Origin of the sequence: Janthinobacterium paucivorans (assembly GCF_051380805.1) — a bacterium.
In the GTDB taxonomy this organism is placed as follows: Bacteria; Pseudomonadota; Gammaproteobacteria; order Burkholderiales; family Burkholderiaceae_D; genus Janthinobacterium; species Janthinobacterium lividum_D.
On record NZ_JBNYXR010000002.1, the window covers coordinates 141,280 to 158,411 of the forward strand.

The following is a 17,132-nucleotide window of genomic DNA, read 5'->3' on the forward strand; positions in this document are numbered from 1 at the left end:
CTTTGTTCTCAAATTCGGTCGCTTTCCTTGCGCACGACCCTGCCCACGATCAGGCATTCATTGCCGCGGCACAGCTTGCGGTGATATTTGCGCTGGTCCGGGTTGTCCGAGGTCAGCCACCATTCGCCGATATCGCGCGCCATGCGCTTGACCACCGCTTCGCCTTCGTAATTGATGGCAAACACAATGCCGTCGGCCGGCCGCTTGTCGGCTGTATTGATGATCACCACGTCGTCCTCGTACAGGGCCGGCTCCATGCTCTCGCCCTTGACCTTGATACCCACCAGTTTTTCAGGGTGGTAGCCATTGCGCTCGACCCAGCTGCGCGGCACGCTGATAGTGCTGCCATCGTGTGTTTCCGCTTCGATGGCAAAGCCGGTAATGCCTGCCGATAGGCGCAATTTGACCTTGCGGATCGGGTAGAAGCGCGCATCGTCGCCATCGACTACCGCCACCGGCTGCACCTCACCTAAGGCGCTCAAGGCACGCGCCGCCAGCGTCGCCTGGTCGGGCGCCGCTCCCTGGTCAAAGTACATGCTGTCCAACTGCAGGTCCGCTTCCAGCTTGCGCGCGATTTTTTCGCTGAAGGCGCGTCCCTCGCGGTACGTGGGGGAGAGGATTTGCGAGATGCGCGCCTCGCTCCAGCCACTGATGTCGGAAACTTTCTTGCGCGTGTTGTCGTAGTGCTCGCTGATCAGGGCCAGCAGGCGGTCGCGTCTGTATTGATACATATTCATGTTCCCATTAAACCTGAAATTTACCGTTTGATAAATTACCAAATGCTTGACTTTAACATTAGCGATTGATAAAGTCTATTCATTGCCTGTCGCAAACGCACTACAGCGTCTGCCGGCGGGCAGCACCATGGGAGATCAGGCAGATGTTGAACAGTAGTCAGTTGGTGGAAAGCCGGGCGCGGCCAGGGCAGGGGCGCCAGTTACAGGGACGCAGCAAGAAGTCGCAGCTGCATATCGCCCGTATCGCGCAGTTCATTCGCGAGCAGGGTCAGGCCAGTGCGGCGCAACTGTCTGCCTTGCTGGGCCTCGATGCGGGCACCATGAGCCGCTATTTGCGGCATATGTGCGCCATGGGACAGATACACCTGGCGCAGCGCCATTGCACTGAGCCGTGGCGCCAGCGGCCTGCCTTATACGCGCTGGGCGAACTGGACGAGGAGCTCGAGGGCTGGGCCGAGCTGCCGCCGCAGGTATGTCGCACGGCCTGCTGGGCGCGCGGTGCGGCGCGCCGCGATCCGCTGGTGGCGGCCTTGTTTGGACCGGCGCAAGGGGAGGGCGGCAAGCGGCCTTCTCAAATGAATGACAGCGAACTGCCAAGCGCAGTTCTTTTTTGCCGCAACTGAAAGCACATCATGCATATCGATATCACCGCCGCAGGGGCTGCCTGGATCAAGCTGCTGGGCGTGCCCTTGCTGGCCGCCTTCTTTGCCGCCTTGCTCAGCTTCATGGTCATGTGGCCACGCAGCTACAAAGAGGCGCTCATGCGTATTTGCTCCAGCATTATCATTGCCACCTTTGCCGGTCCCGTCTTGGTGTCGGCGGTGCTGGCGTGGTGGCCCGGCTTGTTTGACAGCGCGCAAACGGTGGCGGCGCTGTATGGCTGTGATCCGGCCATGGGCTTCCTGTTCATTGCCGCACCGCTGATGGCACTTGTCGGTTTGCCCGCGTGGTGGCTGGTGCGTGCCAGCGTGCGCTGGTTCGAGCGGCGCCGCGACAAGGATATCGGTGAACTGGCGGCCGATGCGGCCGCTGCGCTCAAGGCGGTGCGCGCGCGACGTTGACTACGCTGGCGTCCTGTTTTAGTGCGTGGACCAAGCGGCACGCCTGAAATCGGTGCGAAGGGAGGGGGCACCATGCACAGTCATGCTGGTTTGTCGCCACAAACTGTATACAATTCTACCTGGCATGAAGCATGCATTGCTTGCTGGAGTCGTCCCATCCAAGGAGCTTCGCATGCATCATCGACCATCGTCGTGTTTCTGTCGTCCCGTTTCTCTCTTGCTTTTCCCTTTCATCTGCGCCCATCCGGGCTGCAGTAACCCAGGAAATGGAGCGTAAATGGCCTCTCCCCGCTTGAAATCCATCCACCGCGACGTGCCCCGCGCACTGCCTGCTGCGCCATCGCCCGTGGATGAAATCCTGCCCGCTGGCAAACTGTTCACTTTGGGCTTGCAGCACGTGCTCGTCATGTATGCGGGCGCCATCGCCGTGCCGCTGATCGTCGGCCGCGCCCTCAAGCTGCCACCCGAGCAGGTGGCCGCGCTGATCAGTGCCGACCTGTTTTGCTGTGGCCTGGTGACCCTGATCCAATCCTTGGGCTTAGGCAAGTACTTCGGCATTCGCCTGCCCGTGATGATGGGCGTGACCTTTGCCGCCGTCAGTCCCATGCTGGCCATGGCGAACAATCCGGCCCTCGGGATCAGCGGCATCTTTGGCGCCGTGATCGGCGCCGGCATCGTCTCCATGTTGATTGCGCCCTTCATCAGCCGCTTGCTGGCCCTGTTTCCGCCCGTGGTTACCGGCAGCATCATCGCCGTGATCGGCGTGTCGTTGATGCGCGTGGGCGTCAACTGGGCCATGGGCGGGCCGCCCTCCATGGCGCAAATTGCCGATCCTGCCTTCCTCAAGATGGCCGCTGCCGCCGCTGCGGCCGGCTTGCCTGCGCCGCCGGGTCCCGTGCCCCTGATTGCCAATCCCGGCTACGGCGCGCTCGATAACATGGGCATTGCCTTCTTCGTGCTGGCCGTTATCTTGCTGGTGGCCAAGTATGGTCGTGGTTTCCTGTCTAATATCGCGGTATTGATCGGCATCATTGCCGGTACGGCTTTGTCGTTTGCCTTGGGCAAGGCCGATTTTTCCAAGGTGGCCAGCGCCAAGGCCTTCGCCATCGTCACGCCGTTCCAGTTCGGCATGCCGACCTTTGACGTGGTCGCTATCGTCACCATGAGCCTGGTGATGATCGTCGTCATGATTGAGTCCTTGGGCATGTTCCTGGCGCTGGGCGAAATGACGGACCAGTGTATCAGGCAGGACGATATCAGCCGCGGCTTGCGCGTCGATGGCCTGGGTACCCTGATCGGCGGCATCTTCAATACCTTTCCCTACACCTCGTTCTCGCAGAACGTCGGCCTGGTGGGCGTCACGGGCGTGCGCAGCCGCTGGGTGTGCGTGTCGGCCGGCGTCATCTTGCTGGTCATGGGCGTGATTCCGAAGATCGCGCAAACGGCCGAGTCCGTACCGGCGTTCGTGCTGGGCGGGGCAGGGCTGGTGATGTTCGGCATGGTCGCCGCCACGGGCATACGCATCCTGGCCGGCGTCGATTACAAGAGCAAGCGCAACAACCTGTTCATCGTCGCCCTGTCGATCGGCTTTGGCATGCTGCCGCTGGTGGCGGAGCAGTACGCGCAGCACATGCCCAAGGTCCTGTCGCCGCTGCTGCACAGTGGCATCTTGCTGGCCGCCATCGTTGCCGTGCTGCTCAATCTGTTCTTCAATGGACTGGCATCAACGGAAGTGGCGAAGGAGCAGGCGCGCGAAAATAGCCACGGCAGTGAGTGAGGCGTAGCGCGCCGCCGTGAACGCGGCGCGCGGGGCATGTGGGTCAGCAAGGTGGCAGTAGCTTGAGGGCGAGGCAATGGTGCCTCGCAGCCTTGGCGTGGCCTACCGCAGTACATAACAAGGTCAGCGAAAGCAGCTGATGCATGGTGGAAGACCTCGCATTGTTGGGCAATGGACGGTAGAGCTCAATGTAGGAGCCATCCTTGCAGAAGTTCAGGCGAAGGTTAAATAGTTGGTGATTTGCCCGAAGAAACTGACTGCCCAGCACAAGTGAAGAGAGGGGGCTACAAGTGCGTCGGAGAGTTTTTGCGGAACAAAGCTAGTTTTGCGGAACTGGCAGGAGCGAGATAAATAGTCGTCACTATCTCTGTATATTGCATGTGCGCTGGTGCCCGGAGCCGGAATCGAACCGGCACGCCCTTACAGGCGGGAGATTTTAAGTCTCCAGTGTCTACCAGTTTCACCATCCGGGCAGCGCGGCGATATTTTAGCACAGGTGATGCCGGTAATGCCATCTTGTGCCTGAGTGATGGTCTCGCATCCACGGCCAGGTATCAGCCGTGGTGGGATAAAAAGGCTGTCCGGTTGGGCCGAACAGCCTGGTTTTATCTAAGCGCCATTAAAACGTCGCCTTGAACTGCACGCCATACGTGCGTGGCTCGTTGACGATGCCGGTCAGGTTGTTGAATTCGATCGCGCCCAGCGCCTGGATTTGGTTGGTGATGTTGCGGCCGTACGCGGAGAGTTCGTAGCGGTCCCATTTGTAGCCGACGCGCAAGCCGCCTTCCAGCAATTCCTTGGCCTTGTATTCCTTCGCTTCGTACAGGAAGAAGTTATAGCTGGTACGGTAGGACCAGTCGGTGTAGGCGTAGAACTCGCCGTTGGCGACGGGGATGCTGTATTTCAAGGTAACGTTGGCTTGCCATTCCGGCGCGCGTGGCAGCGGGTTGCCGTTGATGTAAGCGGTGCCCACGAATGGGCCGACCGGGTCGGTGACGGTGCAGCCGCTGGACGGGGTGTTTTGCGCGTTGCCGCAGCTTTGCACATACAGTTTTTTGTCCTGGATCTCGGTGTGGTTATAGCTGCCACCCAGGGTCATGCTGAGCGAGTCGCTGAGGTTGGCCTGGAAATCGAGTTCCACGCCCTGGCCGATGGCCTTCTCGGCATTGAGCAGTCGGTTCATGTTGACCACGCCGCTGCCGGCCGTCAATTGCTTGTCCTTCACGCGGTACTGGAATACGGCCAGGCTGAGGCGGGCGCGCTTGTCGAACAGGTCTTGCTTGATGCCGGCCTCCACCGACAGCACTTTTTCGGCGCCGGCCTGCGACGGGCGGTCGCCCAGGCCGTTCAGGCGCCCTTGCATCGATGGCGCACGATAGCCGGTAGCGATGCGCGCAAAGGCGTTCGTTTCAGGGCTCAGTATATAAGTGCCACTCACGTCCCAGCTGACGTTGTGCGAGGTGTCATTCAGGTTGAATGGGCCGGCCGTGGTCGCTTCTACGCGCTTGGCCGAGAAATCCTTCTTGTCGCTCGTGTAGCGCAAGCCGGCGCGCAGTTTCAGTGCATCCGAGACCGTGTAATTGAGCGAGCCGAACGCCGCGTACGATTTCGAGCTCTGGTTTTGCGTGGCGTAGGCGCTGTTTTGCGGATTGCCGGGTGCCAGACTGTCGAAGCTGATGCTGTCGATCTGGATATCTTCCTTGAAGTAGAACAGGCCGCCTATCCACTGCAGCGGGCCCTTGCTGCTCGATTCTGCGCGAAATTCCTGTGAAATCTGCTTGTGGTTGGGGATCACATCAGCCGTTTCCACGACGAAGGGGATGAAGCCGGGGCCCATCGGTGGGGCATATACGGCACCATAGCCGCCGTCGACGTCGGCGCGGCTGAAGAAATCAAGCTTTTCGTAGCCGGTGATCGAATGCAGGGTGATGCCGGGCAAGTCCCATTTCAGGCGCATGCTGCCGCCCTTGGTTTTCAGGTGCTGGCGGTTGACGCCGTCGCTAGGGTAAGAGCCGTAATCGAAGTTGTCGACCAGCTCATTCGTGCCTTGTTTCAGGATGTTGGCGCGGAACAGCGTGGCCGTGCCGTCGAGGTTGCGCGCGTGCACATTAAACAGGGCCGTCAAATCGCGCGTGGGCTTGACGAGCACCTGCAGGCGGGCGGCGCTGTCTTCATAGCCTTCGAAGTCGCGCGTGCCGGTGGGGCGCGGGTTGTGCACGCGGTCGCCGCGGCGCTGCGTCTGGCCGGAAAAGCGCAGCGCCACCGTGTCGCTGACGGGAACGTTGAAGGCGCCTTCCAGGTTCTTCATGCCATCCTTGCCAAAGCCGCCGCTCAGGTAGCCTTCCGTATTGAAGACGGGCTTGGCGGAATCGAACTTGATCACGCCGGCCGGCGAGTTGCGCCCGAACAGCGTGCCTTGCGGGCCGCGCAGCACCTCGACCTGGTCCACGTCAAACACGGGGAAACCCTTGAGCATGGCGTTTTCCTGCACCACATCATCCATCACCAGGCCCACCGGTTGCGAGGCATTCAGGTCGAAGTCGGTATTGCCCAGGCCGCGAATATAGAAGCGGGGAAAGGTGCGGCCGTAATCGGATTCGACCGAGACGCTGGGCGAGCGGCTGTTGAGGAAGCGGATGTCGGCGCCGCCGGCGGTCAGGGTGTCGAGCTTGTCGCCTTTCAGGGTGGCGATGGACATGGGTACGTCCTTGATGTTTTCCGCGCGGCGCTGCGCCGTGACGATCACCGTTTCCAGCTGGCCAGGGCCGGCTTGTGCTGCCGGCGCAGCTTGTGCCTCGCCAGTTGGCGCCGGGATGCTGTCCTGTGCCATCGCTTGCAGGGGAAAGGCGGCAGCGATTGCCAGGGTAATCAGGGTACGGCGTATCGCGCTGGCGTGGTGGCTGGCATGCGGTGTCATGATGAACTGCTCCTGGTGGTCAAGTTTGTTAGTAAGGTCCAGGCAGTCGTAAGTGCGCTAGACGAAAGATCATGCTAGCACGGAAAGTTTTGACCTTCATGCCATTTCTAGGCAAGATTATTTATATGTCTTTCGAATCAATACGCGAATAAAATCGTATTTGTCGTCAATATCGGGCGGGTGCATAGTCGAGGGGCCGACAGGCTTTTAGCAGCGTTACGGGGCACTTTGTCACCCAAGCTTTTCCTTACGCCAACGCAAACATGCCGATACCCTGGCCTCCACATGGGCATGGCGCGGTGGGGAAAATACGACAGTTTCCCCTTTTTCTTTCTGTAAAATGATGTTGTTGTAACGCAACATCATGCAAGGAATGCTGCATGCCAGCGTATGCGGCGCGGCGCGTGCACGGTCGGCCATGTTGCCACAAGGCATAGATAGAGCAGATTTCGCGTAAAATGTAATTTATTGCCAATTAGAAACTTGTATTTCTACCATGTTAATTTCACCCGCAAGTTTGCCGATCGTTGACGGCATACGGCTCTCCGAACTGATCGCCGCCCTCAGCCAGGCCCTGGACATCACGGAGGGGCAGCCAGAAGGTCATTGCATCCGTTGTTGCTGGATTGGCATGCACGTGGGACGCGAACTGGGCATGGCGGATGAAGACTTGTGGAATCTGTATTACACCCTGCTGCTCAAGGACCTGGGCTGCAGCAGCAATGCCGCGCGCATCTGCGAGCTTTACCTGACGGATGATCTGTCTTTCAAGCAAGGCTTCAAGACGGTGGGCGAGAGCCTGCCGCAAGTGCTTAAATTCGTTCTCAAGCACACGGGCCTGAAGGTGGGCCTGGCCGAGCGCTTTCGCGCCGTGATGACGATCTTACGCGACGGTCCGCGCATCGCGCACGAACTGATCGCCACGCGCTGTCAGCGCGGCGCCGAGATCGCGCGCCTGCTGCGCTTTCCGGAATCCGTGGCACAGGGCATCTACAGTCTCGATGAACACTACAACGGCCAGGGCAAGCCGGACAAACTGGCAGGCCAGGCGATTCCCCTGTTCTCGCGCATTGCGCTGCTGGCGCAGGTGATCGACGTGTTTCATACGGCTGATGGCGCGCGCGCCGCCCAGGCCGAGGTGCGCCAGCGCGCGGGCAACTGGTTTGATCCGCAACTGGTGCAGGCATTCGAGCGGGTGGCGCAGTCGGGTGCCTTCTGGTCCATGTTGCGGTCGCAGGAAATCACCTCTGCGGTGGCGGCGCTGGAACCGGCGAATCGTTGCGTGCCGGTCGATGAGGACTATCTCGACGATATCGCCGCCGCGTTTGGCCAAGTGGTCGATTCGAAAAGCCCTTACACCAGCGGGCACAGCGCCCGTGTCGCTTTGTATACGGACATGATCGCCGAAACCTTGGGCCTGACGCCCGAGCGGCGTCGCTGGCTCAAGCGCGGTGCCTTGCTGCATGATGTGGGGAAGCTTGGCGTCAGCAACAGCGTGCTCGACAAGGCTGGCAAGCTCGACGCCGATGAGTGGCGGGCCGTGCAGCAGCACGCACACTATACGGAAATGATTCTGTCACGCATTGACGCGTTTGCCGAACTGGCTGTCGTGGCAGCTGCGCACCATGAACGGCTCGACGGCAACGGTTATCCACGAGGCTTGACGGCCGACGACATCAGCCTGGAAACGCGCATTATCACCACGGCCGATATTTTCGACGCCATCACGGCCGACCGGCCGTATCGGGGACCAATTCCCATTCCGAAAGCGCTCGAGATCATGGCCGAGACGGTGGGCACAGCCATCGACGCGCAATGTTTTGCCGCCTTGAAAGCGGCGTTGGCGTGCTTGCCCGACCTCGCGCAACTGGACGGCGTCAGTGAATAAATGACTGAGTGACTGAATGGCTGACTCAGTGAGCGAGTACTGGCGCCTGCTTGCTTAGATGGGAAACGCGCCCGCGCCCGACACATTCAGGCAGGCGACCTTGTCGCTGGAAAAATACTTGATTTGCCCCAGGCCGATGGCGTAGCAGCCGTCGCTGAGCGGGGAAATGGGACCGGTGAGTTTTTCACCGCTGATCAAGGTCACCACCCAGGGCGTAGTGGCCGGTTTGCCCGCATGGGCCAGGGCGTGTTGTACCAAGTCTGACATGCTGCCTCCGATGGATATCAAAAGCCGATAATAGCATTGCAGAACAGGCAGGCGGCGATAACTTCATGGCATGCTCTGCCATCGTCGAGACATTGCCGGCGCCTCAGGCGTCGGCCAGCAGACTCTTGGGTAGCGCCACCGACACCAGTTTCCAGTGCCACAGGCCATCGCGCGTCAGGGTCAGCTCGCCGATGTGGCTCTTGCTGTGGGCGCGCTGCACCACCACGCTGTCCCAGGAGGTGTAGCGCAGCTTGTAGTCAGGTTTGGCGCTGCGCTGGCGGCCGCTGACGTCGCTCACTTTGGCGATCGGTTTTTCGTAGCGGTCATTGAGCTTCATCAAGGCGACGATGCCTTCGGGCATCAGCATGGTATCGAGCAAGGGGGCGATAACGTCGGGGCTGATGTCGTCGGCGACTTCCGGCGCCGAGAACAAGGCATGCAGTTGCTGGCCCAGGCTGCCGCGCAGCTGGTTCAGGTCGATTTGCGCCGCCAGCGCCTGGGCATCCTCGTCCAAGGTCGCCGTGTGGATCTTGTTCATGACGAGATACGGGCTGCCGTAAAAGACGCCGGCCAGCGCGACGAGGACCATGACAGCGAAAAGCAGCATTCTTTTCATCGTGTACTTTCTCGGATGCCTGGCGACTCAGTGCGCCTGAAGTGTTGATATTCTACATAATATTTCTCAAAATCAATATGGCGGTTTAAGTAAGTATTGTTTTGAATCAAGTTTCTTTAGAGTAATTCTGGTGGCAAGCGTATGTCTGTCAATTTCCAGTCCCAGATGCCATGCCGGCGCAGCAAAAATTGGCTGCTGGCGGGAACAGTGCCGCGGCGCTGCAGCGTCACTTCGCTCCACGAGCGGTAAGCCATGCCGAAGTCGTGGCGCTTGCCATCGGCCCCCTGCTTGCCGTGCAGGATCAAGGCCGTAATGCCGGGCGGCGAGACGATGGTGTCGAGCATTTCCTTGAAGTCGTCTTCGCTGGCCGTGTCGCCGGCGGCCCGCAACTGGCGCGCTACGCTGGCGCGCACGGCGGGCAGGTCCGCCTGCTGCGCCAGGTTTTCCAGGCGTACGGCCTTCGCCGCGATGCTGATGCGGTACATGGCGATGTAGGGGCTGACCCAGGTGAAACCTAGGGCGGCGACGCTAAAAATCACCGCAGTGGCGTACTTTCTTTTCATGGTCTCGGTGGTGTGGTGATCTATGGGGGCGATGGGGACGATCGGTGTCGCCGTGATTTTACCCGGCCAGCGGCGGCCGATGGTGTAGCATGCGTGCCGGTGCGGACCATCGCGCCGCATTACTAAGGACAACCATGAATATCACTATCAATCAGGTGCTGCAGTCGTATATCGACCCGCTCACCGCCAGCGAATACGCGGCGCTCGAGCGCAGCCTGCTGGCCGAGGGCTGCCGCGACGCGCTGGTGCTGTGGAACGACGTGCTGATCGACGGCCACAACCGCTACGCCATCTGCCGCCAGCACGGCATCGAATTCAAGACCATCCAGAACACCAGCTTTATCTCGCTCGACGATGTCATGCTGTGGATGATCGACAATCACCTGGCGCGCCGCAGTGTATCGGACTTCCAGCGCGGCGTGCTGGCCCTGCGCAAGAAGGAGATCGTTGCCGCGCGCAGCCCGGCGCCTGTCAGCGCGCAGGATGCGCCCGAAGGCGAAAACGCGCCCAAGCCATCCATGAGCACGCGCGAAGAGGTGGCCAAGGTGGCCAGATTGAGCAGCAACCAGATCAGCCAGATCGAAAAGATCCAGAAGGCGGCCGCGCCGGAACTGGTGGCCGCGGTCCGCTCGGGCACCATTTCCATCAATGCCGCAGCGACCGTGGCATCGCTGCCGCCGGAAGAGCAGGTGGCGGCCGTCGCCGGCGGCAAGAAACTGCTGCGCCAGGCGGCCAAGGAAGTCCGCGAACAGCGCGCCGCCACGCGCATCGCGCGCACGCCCAAGGTGCATGTATCTGGGGATACGCCCGAGACGGGCAATGAGCCGTGGGCGGAAAACGCTGCCCAGCAGCCGTCCGAAGTGGCGCGCCTGCGCGGCGAGATCGCCAGCTTGCAGCAGCGCAATGCGCAACTGCAGGCGGAAAACGTGGCGCTCAACGAGCGTATTGCCGCGTTGATCGACGCCTCCTGATCTTGCCGTAGTGCAGGCTAAGCCAGCATCAGGACGGCCGTGGAAGTCGGCCCTGCCTTATGCGCGGCGTGTGATGCAGTGGGGCTGATCAAATTGCATCGAGCGCGGTGCGCAAGTCATGGCGCAAGTCTTCCAGGTCTTCAATTCCCACCGACAGCCGTATCAAGCCGTCGCCTATGCCCAGCTTGGCCCGCTGTGCGGCGGGAATGCTGGCATGCGTCATCAGGGCCGGGTGTTCGATCAGGCTTTCCACGCCGCCCAGGCTTTCGGCCAGGGCGAACACTTCGCAGCGTTCCAGGAAGCGGCGCGCGCCCGCCAAGTCGGTGTCGAGATCGATCGAGATGATGCCGCCGAAGCCATCCATCTGGCGCTGCGCCAGCGCGTGTTGCGGGTGCGACGCCAGGCCCGGATAAAACACGGTTTTCACTTCCTTTTGCTGTTCCAGCCACTGCGCCAGCGCCAGCGCGCTGGCGCAGTGGCGCTGCATGCGGATGGCCAGGGTTTTGACGCCGCGCAAGGCGAGGAAGCTGTCGAACGGCCCGGCAATCGCGCCCACCGAGTTTTGCAAAAAGCCCAGCTGCTCGCGCCATTGCGCCTGGTGCTCTTCTGCGCCCACAATGGCGATGCCGCCGATGATGTCGGAGTGGCCGTTCAAATACTTGGTCGTCGAGTGCACGACGATGTCAAAACCGTGTTCCAGGGGGCGTTGCACCAGCGGGCTGGCGAAGGTGTTGTCGGCCACGGCGATGATGTCGCGCGCGCGGCAGATCTCGGCAATCGCGCGTAAATCCGCCAGTTTCAGCATCGGGTTGGTGGGCGTTTCGACCCACACCATCTTCGTTTCCGGGCGCAGCGCGGCGAGCAGGTTTTGCCGATTCGTCAGGTCGACATAGGTGAACGCATGGCCGGCCGAGCGCCGCCGCACGCGTTCAAACAAACGGTAGGTGCCGCCGTACATATCGTCACCGGCGACAATATGGCTGCCTGCGTCGAGCAATTCCAGCACGGATGAAATGGCGGCCAGGCCGGAGGCGAACGCGAAGGCAGCGCTGCCACCTTCCAGGTCGGCCACGCAACGTTCGAGCGCCCAGCGCGTGGGATTATGCGAGCGGCCATAATCGAGGCCCTTGTGCACGCCGGGGCTGTCCTGCACGAAGGTAGAGGTGGCGTAAATGGGCGCCATGATGGCGCCCGTCGACGGGTCGGGCGACTGGCCAGCATGGATGACGCGCGTGGCGAGATGGCTTTTGCGAATGGTGTGCTGGCTCAAGGTAGCGTCCTGCGTAAGTGGTTGAGAAGGTCGAAGCGGGTAATCAGGCCATAGAAGACGTCAGTATCGGCGACGACGGCCGTCAAGCCTCGCTCCAGGGTGGCGCGCAGGGCCGGCAAGCCGCTGGACGGCGCCAGTGTTTCGATCTGCGTTGTCATGGTGCTGCCCACCAGCGATGCAAAATGGGCGGCGTTGCCGGACACGTGCAGCAGCAAGTCCGATTCGTCGACGATGCCGACCAGCTGGCCGCTATCGATGACCGGCAGCTGCGCCAGGTCGCTGGCGCGCATGCGGTTGAATGCGGTGAGCACGGTGTCGCCCGGCGCCACGCTGACGACATCGCCCTCGTCATAGCGGCGCCCGATCAGGTCGCGCAAATCGCCCGACACGGCCCGCTGCAATAAGCCCTGGTCGCGCATCCAGCCATCGTTGTAGACTTTTGACAGGTAGCGCGTGCCCGTGTCGCATACAAAAGTCACCACGCGTTTGGGGGTGCTCTGTTCGCGGCAGTACTTGAGGGCGGCGGCCAGCAGGGTGCCGGTGGACGAACCACCGAGGATGCCTTCGGCGCGCAGGAGGGCGCGCGCGCTGTCGAAGCTTTCCTGGTCGGTGATGGTGTACGCGTGGCGCACGCTGTGCATGTCGGCGATCGCGGGGATGAAATCTTCGCCGATGCCTTCGACGGCCCACGAGCCGCTGGTGTCGCTCACTGTTCCCGATTCGATGTATTCGGTGAGGATGGAGCCTTGCGGGTCGGCCAGCACGAATTCGAGCTTGGGCTGCACCTTGCGGAAGTAGTGCGTGAGGCCCGTCAGGGTGCCGGACGAACCGACGCCGACGACGATGGCATCGACGTCATGCCCGCTCTGTTGCCAAATTTCCGGTCCGGTGCCCGTTTCGTGCGCCAGCGGGTTGGCGGGATTGTTGAACTGGTCGGCGAAGAAGGCGCCCGGCAGTTCGCGCGCCAGGCGCGCCGCGTAATCCTGATAGTACTCGGGATGGCCCTTGCCCACGTCCGAGCGCGTGGTGTGCACTTCTGCGCCCAGCGCTTTCAGGTGCAGCACTTTCTCTGTCGACATCTTGTCGGGTACCACTAAAATCACGCGGTAGCCTTTGATGCGGCCCACCAGCGCCAGGCCGATGCCGGTGTTGCCGGCGGTGGCCTCGATGATGCTGCCGCCTGGCTGCAAGCGGCCGTCGGCTTCAGCCGCTTCGATGATGGACAGGCCGATGCGGTCCTTGATGGACCCGCCAGGATTTTGCGATTCCAGCTTCAGGAACAGCTGGCATAGGCCCGTGTCCAGCCTGGTCACTTCGACCAGTGGCGTATTGCCGATCAGCTTGTATAGCGCTGGCGGCTGGAGTGGAGATGGGGATGGGGATGGCATTCGATCATTCATGTTCGCTCCTGTCAGGGAAACAGCGGCCAGCGATTGTGTCCCGGGCCGCCTTCCATGCCGCGCAGTGTAGGCCGCTGGACGGGCGCGGCGAACGAATGTTTGTATGCTTGCATATACATCCTGCGCATATCGGTGGCGGCGTGCGCTTGGCGAGTATGCGCCGTTTTTGGCCCGCTTGCCGCGCCAATGACACGCGTATTAAGCTGCCGCAAGCGTCGCGTTGCGATTTATAATCACGCCTCGAAAAGATACTAAATAGTATTGAAAATCAAACAGACAGGGCAGGCTGCGGTGGCAAAACTTTATTTCCGGTATTCCGCGATGAACGCGGGCAAGTCGACGGCCTTGTTGCAAGTCGCGCACAACTATGAAGAGCAGGGCCAGCAGGTGCGCCTGTACACGGCGGCCATCGACAGCCGCTATGGCGTGGGCCGGGTCACTTCGCGCCTGGGGCCGCAGCGCCAGGTCGATATCTTCGATGCTGACACGAATTTCCTCAACGATATTGCCCAGGTGGCTTGTTTGCTGGTCGATGAGGCGCAATTTCTCAGCACGGCACAAGTACAGCAATTGCACCAGCTGGCGCAAGTGAAGGGCGTGCCCGTCATCTGCTATGGCTTGCGCACGGATTTCAAGGGCGAGCCGTTTCCTGGCTCGGCCTATTTGCTGGCGCTGGCCGACGATATCGAGGAATTGAAGAATATTTGTACTTGCGGCAAGAAGGCCACGATGAACATCCGCGTGGACGAACAGGGGCGCCGCATCAAGGAAGGCGAGCAGATCAGTATTGGCGGCAACGAACGTTACCGCCAGGCGTGCGGACGCTGTTTCTACTCTTAGGCTTACTCGGCCGCCGGCGCACCGACGTCGGCATCATCTGCCAGCGCCAAATCGCCGCGCTCGAAGGCGGCCAGGATGTCATGGGCGCGCTGCAAGTCTTGTTCTCGCACCAGCACGCGCGCGCCGCCGATGGCGGGCGCCAGCAGCAAATTGGCCTGCATGTGCTGGTCGTCCGTGAGGATGACGTCGATGCCGGCCGCTGCCAAGCAGCCGCGGATGACGTGCGCATCCGTGGGTATCATGAGCCGGGCTATCAAAACGTAGTCGTTGTGCATCGCGTCTCCGGGTTTGAATGGTGTGCGCCATCATAGCACCGGGCCGTCTTTTACAGCTTGAACACACCTACCACCTGGTTCAGCTCCTGTGCCTGCTCCTGCAGCGCGTCGGCGGCCGCAGCCGCTTCTTCCACCAGGGCCGCGTTCTGCTGGGTTACCTGGTCCATCTGGGCGATGGCTTGGTTGACTTGCTCGATGCCGCTACGCTGTTCTTCGCTCGCCTGCGCGATCTCGGCCATGATGGTGCTCACTTGCTGCACGCTGGCCACTACGGTATCCATGGTGGCGCTGGCCTGGCTCACTTGCGCGTGGCCCAGGTCCACCGTGCCGGCGGATGCCTGGATCAAATCCTTGATGTCTTTCGCGGCAGCCGTCGAGCGCTGCGCCAGGGTGCGCACCTCGGTGGCGACGACGGCAAAGCCGCGTCCCTGCTCGCCGGCGCGCGCCGCTTCCACGGCCGCGTTCAAGGCAAGGATGTTGGTCTGGAAGGCGATGCCGTCGATGACGCCGATGATGTCGGCGATCTTGCCCGATGAACTGCGGATGGCGTCCATGGTGGCGGCCACCTGCGCCACGGCCGCGCCGCCTTCGGCTGCCAGACTGGAGGAGTCGTGCGCCAGCCGGCTTGCTTGTTTTGCGTGATCAACGTTCTGGCGCACGGTCGAGCTAAGTTCCTCCATCGAGGCGGCGGTCTCTTCCAGCGAACTGGCTTGCTGTTCCGTACGGCTCGATAAATCCAGGTTGCCACTGGCGATTTCACCAGACGCCGTGGCGATTTGCCCGGCGCTGCCGCGCACATTGCCGACCACTTGCGACAGGTTGTTGCTGATGCTGTTCATGGCGCGCAGCAGGCGGCCGATTTCGTCGTGGCTGCTCGTTTCCAGGCGCACCGTCAGGTCGCCGGCGGCGATTTGCGCGGCAGCCTTTTCGGCGGTGGCCAGCGGGTGCGCCACGAGGGTGCGCACCAGCCAGTACAGCAGCATGGCAAAAATGAGCAGGGCGAGGAAGCCGTAAATGGCCAGCTGGTTGCGCAACTGGCGTGCCTCTTGTGTGATCTCGTCGGTGAACGTGCCGCCAGCGATGACCCATTGCCAATCCTTGAATTGACGATAATACAGATGCTTTTCGCGCGCGCTGGCAAGCGTTTCGCCCGGTGCCGTCCAGGTGTAGCGCATGTCGCCGTTCTTCTGCGCCAGCATTTCCTGGATGAAGAGGCGGCCATCGCTGTCCTTGAACTCGAGCGCGCTCTTGCCTTCAAGATTCGGGTGCAGCACCAGGTGGCCATAATTGGCACCGGGCGCCGTGTCGACGATATAGATATAGCCGGTCTGGCCGATCTTGATCTGGCGAATCTTATCTCTCAACATGGCCAGATTCTTGCTGATATCGAGGCCGATGAACAGCACGCCCACCACCTTGCCGCTTGCATCGCGCACGGGGTCGTACTGGGTGATGAATTGCTTGCCAAACAAAGTGGCCATGCCGACGAAGCTTTTGCCTGCGCGCAAGGGGGCGTAGCTGGGGTGGTTGTGGTCGAGCTGGGTGCCGATGGCGCGTTCGCCATTCTGTTTTTTCAGCGAGGTGCTGATGCGCACGAATTCATCGCCGTTGGCGGCAAAGATGGTCGCGATGACGCCCGTCTGTGTCGTGTAGCGGTCAACGATGGCCGTGTCGAGGTTGAGCACCTTGCCGCCATTGGCCAGGGCCGGCGTGGCCTTGCCAGCCACGGCCACCATGGCGCCCGTATCGACCGCGAACGGGCCGGGAAATTCGGCCGCGAACAGGCGCGCGAAGCTGGCCGCCTCGTTGACCATGGCAGTATGGAATACTTCCGTCGTCGTCATGACGCTATCGAGCTCGCTAATGATAGCCGCTTCGGCGCGCTGTTCGAGCACGCGCGAGGTATAGCTACTCATCAGGGCAGTCAGGCTGGCCAGGATCAGGCTGACCAGGAAAAATGTGAAGACGGTAATTTTTCCCCCGACACTCCAGTGGCGGGGTGAGAACAAAATTGTAGGCATAGTTTGAGTCTGGCAAAGGGTAATCAGCTCGGCCATTCCTGGTCATGACATGACATGCAGGGAGGGGATCTGGTGGGAAATGCGCTTGCAGTAGAGGTGCTTTTGCTTGGTGCTGTACACATGCAAGCCGAATTTAAGGGTGTGATGATAGCATGTTGCTTACCTTTTGTTACTAAGTATTTCCCGTAAGAATCATTTATTTGCGAAAAATATCGACTAAATCAAGGATGAACAGTCAATTTAATTGACTTGTTAGGGTTGGTGTGATTCATTTTTTTAGTCCTCGCTTGCGGTGCACGCCCATCCTGACGAATATTTCACTTCGGAATGTTTCACTTTGTAATGAATGAGACGCCGCCTTTAATCCGCGGTTAAGCTTGCAGGAAGAAACTACGACTCCACGGAAGACTGGCAGGGCGTATCCTGTAGAATAATGTGCAGACCAGTCGTGTACTCCCCTTACTGTCTTGCTCGCTGGCGCATGTAGAGTTGCGCCGCCTGGAGTGATTTAACTAATTTTCGGAGACGC

At 60.8% G+C, this 17,132-nt stretch carries 15 protein-coding genes and 1 tRNA gene; 6 read left to right on the top strand and 10 right to left on the bottom strand.

Annotated elements, in window-relative coordinates:
- Positions 1-8 precede the first annotated feature (8 nt).
- Positions 9-731 (bottom strand): S24 family peptidase, encoded by a 723-nt coding sequence (locus ACQ4V8_RS03695; RefSeq protein WP_436570913.1) that lies wholly within the window; start codon positions 729-731, stop codon positions 9-11.
- Positions 732-880: 149 nt separating this feature from the next.
- On the opposite strand from ACQ4V8_RS03695, the gene ACQ4V8_RS03700 reads away from it, so the two are divergent.
- The 3 genes from ACQ4V8_RS03700 (at position 881) to ACQ4V8_RS03710 (ending at position 3,575) form a co-directional block, all read left to right on the top strand.
- Entirely contained in the window at positions 881-1,360 is a 480-nt protein-coding gene (locus ACQ4V8_RS03700) for a FeoC-like transcriptional regulator (protein ID WP_436570914.1), read from the top strand.
- A gap of 9 nt (positions 1,361-1,369) precedes the next feature.
- Positions 1,370-1,798, top strand: a complete 429-nt coding sequence (locus tag ACQ4V8_RS03705) for a hypothetical protein (protein ID WP_010399138.1) — start codon at positions 1,370-1,372, stop codon at positions 1,796-1,798.
- 277 nt (positions 1,799-2,075) lie between these two features.
- A complete protein-coding gene (locus tag ACQ4V8_RS03710) occupies positions 2,076-3,575 on the top strand; it encodes a nucleobase:cation symporter-2 family protein (RefSeq protein ID WP_436570915.1) in 1,500 nt (499 codons plus the stop codon).
- A gap of 386 nt (positions 3,576-3,961) precedes the next feature.
- Here ACQ4V8_RS03710 and ACQ4V8_RS03715 read toward each other — a convergent pair.
- Together ACQ4V8_RS03715 and ACQ4V8_RS03720 are read right to left on the bottom strand one after the other, a co-directional pair.
- A tRNA-Leu gene (locus tag ACQ4V8_RS03715) sits at positions 3,962-4,048 on the bottom strand.
- Between the two features lie 146 nt (positions 4,049-4,194).
- Positions 4,195-6,492, bottom strand: coding sequence for a TonB-dependent receptor (locus tag ACQ4V8_RS03720; RefSeq protein ID WP_436570916.1), 2,298 nt, complete (start codon positions 6,490-6,492; stop codon positions 4,195-4,197).
- Between the two features lie 496 nt (positions 6,493-6,988).
- Between ACQ4V8_RS03720 and ACQ4V8_RS03725 the strand changes: the two genes are divergently transcribed.
- On the top strand, positions 6,989-8,380 hold the full coding sequence (locus tag ACQ4V8_RS03725; protein ID WP_070346730.1) for an HD-GYP domain-containing protein: 1,392 nt from the start codon (positions 6,989-6,991) through the stop codon (positions 8,378-8,380).
- Between the two features lie 54 nt (positions 8,381-8,434).
- Here ACQ4V8_RS03725 and ACQ4V8_RS03730 read toward each other — a convergent pair whose 3' ends face one another.
- From ACQ4V8_RS03730 to ACQ4V8_RS03740, 3 genes are all read right to left on the bottom strand, one after another.
- Complete coding sequence (locus ACQ4V8_RS03730; protein ID WP_010399127.1) at positions 8,435-8,647, bottom strand: hypothetical protein; 213 nt, start codon at positions 8,645-8,647, stop codon at positions 8,435-8,437.
- A 103-nt stretch (positions 8,648-8,750) separates the two neighbouring features.
- Positions 8,751-9,254 carry a DUF2939 domain-containing protein gene (locus ACQ4V8_RS03735; RefSeq protein WP_010399125.1) on the bottom strand — a complete coding sequence of 168 codons (504 nt, stop codon included), beginning with the start codon at positions 9,252-9,254 and terminating at the stop codon, positions 8,751-8,753.
- Between the two features lie 125 nt (positions 9,255-9,379).
- Complete coding sequence (locus tag ACQ4V8_RS03740; protein WP_128089271.1) at positions 9,380-9,958, bottom strand: DUF2939 domain-containing protein; 579 nt, start codon at positions 9,956-9,958, stop codon at positions 9,380-9,382.
- Between the two features lie 2 nt (positions 9,959-9,960).
- On the opposite strand from ACQ4V8_RS03740, the gene ACQ4V8_RS03745 reads away from it, so the two are divergent.
- Entirely contained in the window at positions 9,961-10,797 is an 837-nt protein-coding gene (locus ACQ4V8_RS03745) for a hypothetical protein (RefSeq protein ID WP_010399122.1), read from the top strand.
- A gap of 88 nt (positions 10,798-10,885) precedes the next feature.
- Here ACQ4V8_RS03745 and ACQ4V8_RS03750 read toward each other — a convergent pair whose 3' ends face one another.
- On the bottom strand, positions 10,886-12,067 hold the full coding sequence (locus ACQ4V8_RS03750) for a trans-sulfuration enzyme family protein (protein ID WP_436570917.1): 1,182 nt from the start codon (positions 12,065-12,067) through the stop codon (positions 10,886-10,888).
- A complete protein-coding gene (locus tag ACQ4V8_RS03755; protein WP_436570918.1) occupies positions 12,064-13,455 on the bottom strand; it encodes a pyridoxal-phosphate dependent enzyme in 1,392 nt (463 codons plus the stop codon). The genes ACQ4V8_RS03750 and ACQ4V8_RS03755 overlap by 4 nt, the downstream gene beginning before the upstream one ends.
- A gap of 303 nt (positions 13,456-13,758) precedes the next feature.
- On the opposite strand from ACQ4V8_RS03755, the gene ACQ4V8_RS03760 reads away from it, so the two are divergent.
- Positions 13,759-14,307: a thymidine kinase gene (locus tag ACQ4V8_RS03760; protein WP_029496485.1), complete on the top strand. Its 549-nt coding sequence runs from the start codon at positions 13,759-13,761 to the stop codon at positions 14,305-14,307.
- Between the two features lie 2 nt (positions 14,308-14,309).
- Here ACQ4V8_RS03760 and ACQ4V8_RS03765 read toward each other — a convergent pair whose 3' ends face one another.
- Positions 14,310-14,582 carry a putative signal transducing protein gene (locus tag ACQ4V8_RS03765; protein ID WP_070346727.1) on the bottom strand — a complete coding sequence of 91 codons (273 nt, stop codon included), beginning with the start codon at positions 14,580-14,582 and terminating at the stop codon, positions 14,310-14,312.
- 50 nt (positions 14,583-14,632) lie between these two features.
- Complete coding sequence (locus ACQ4V8_RS03770) at positions 14,633-16,603, bottom strand: methyl-accepting chemotaxis protein (RefSeq protein WP_436570919.1); 1,971 nt, start codon at positions 16,601-16,603, stop codon at positions 14,633-14,635.
- Positions 16,604-17,132: the final 529 nt, after the last annotated feature.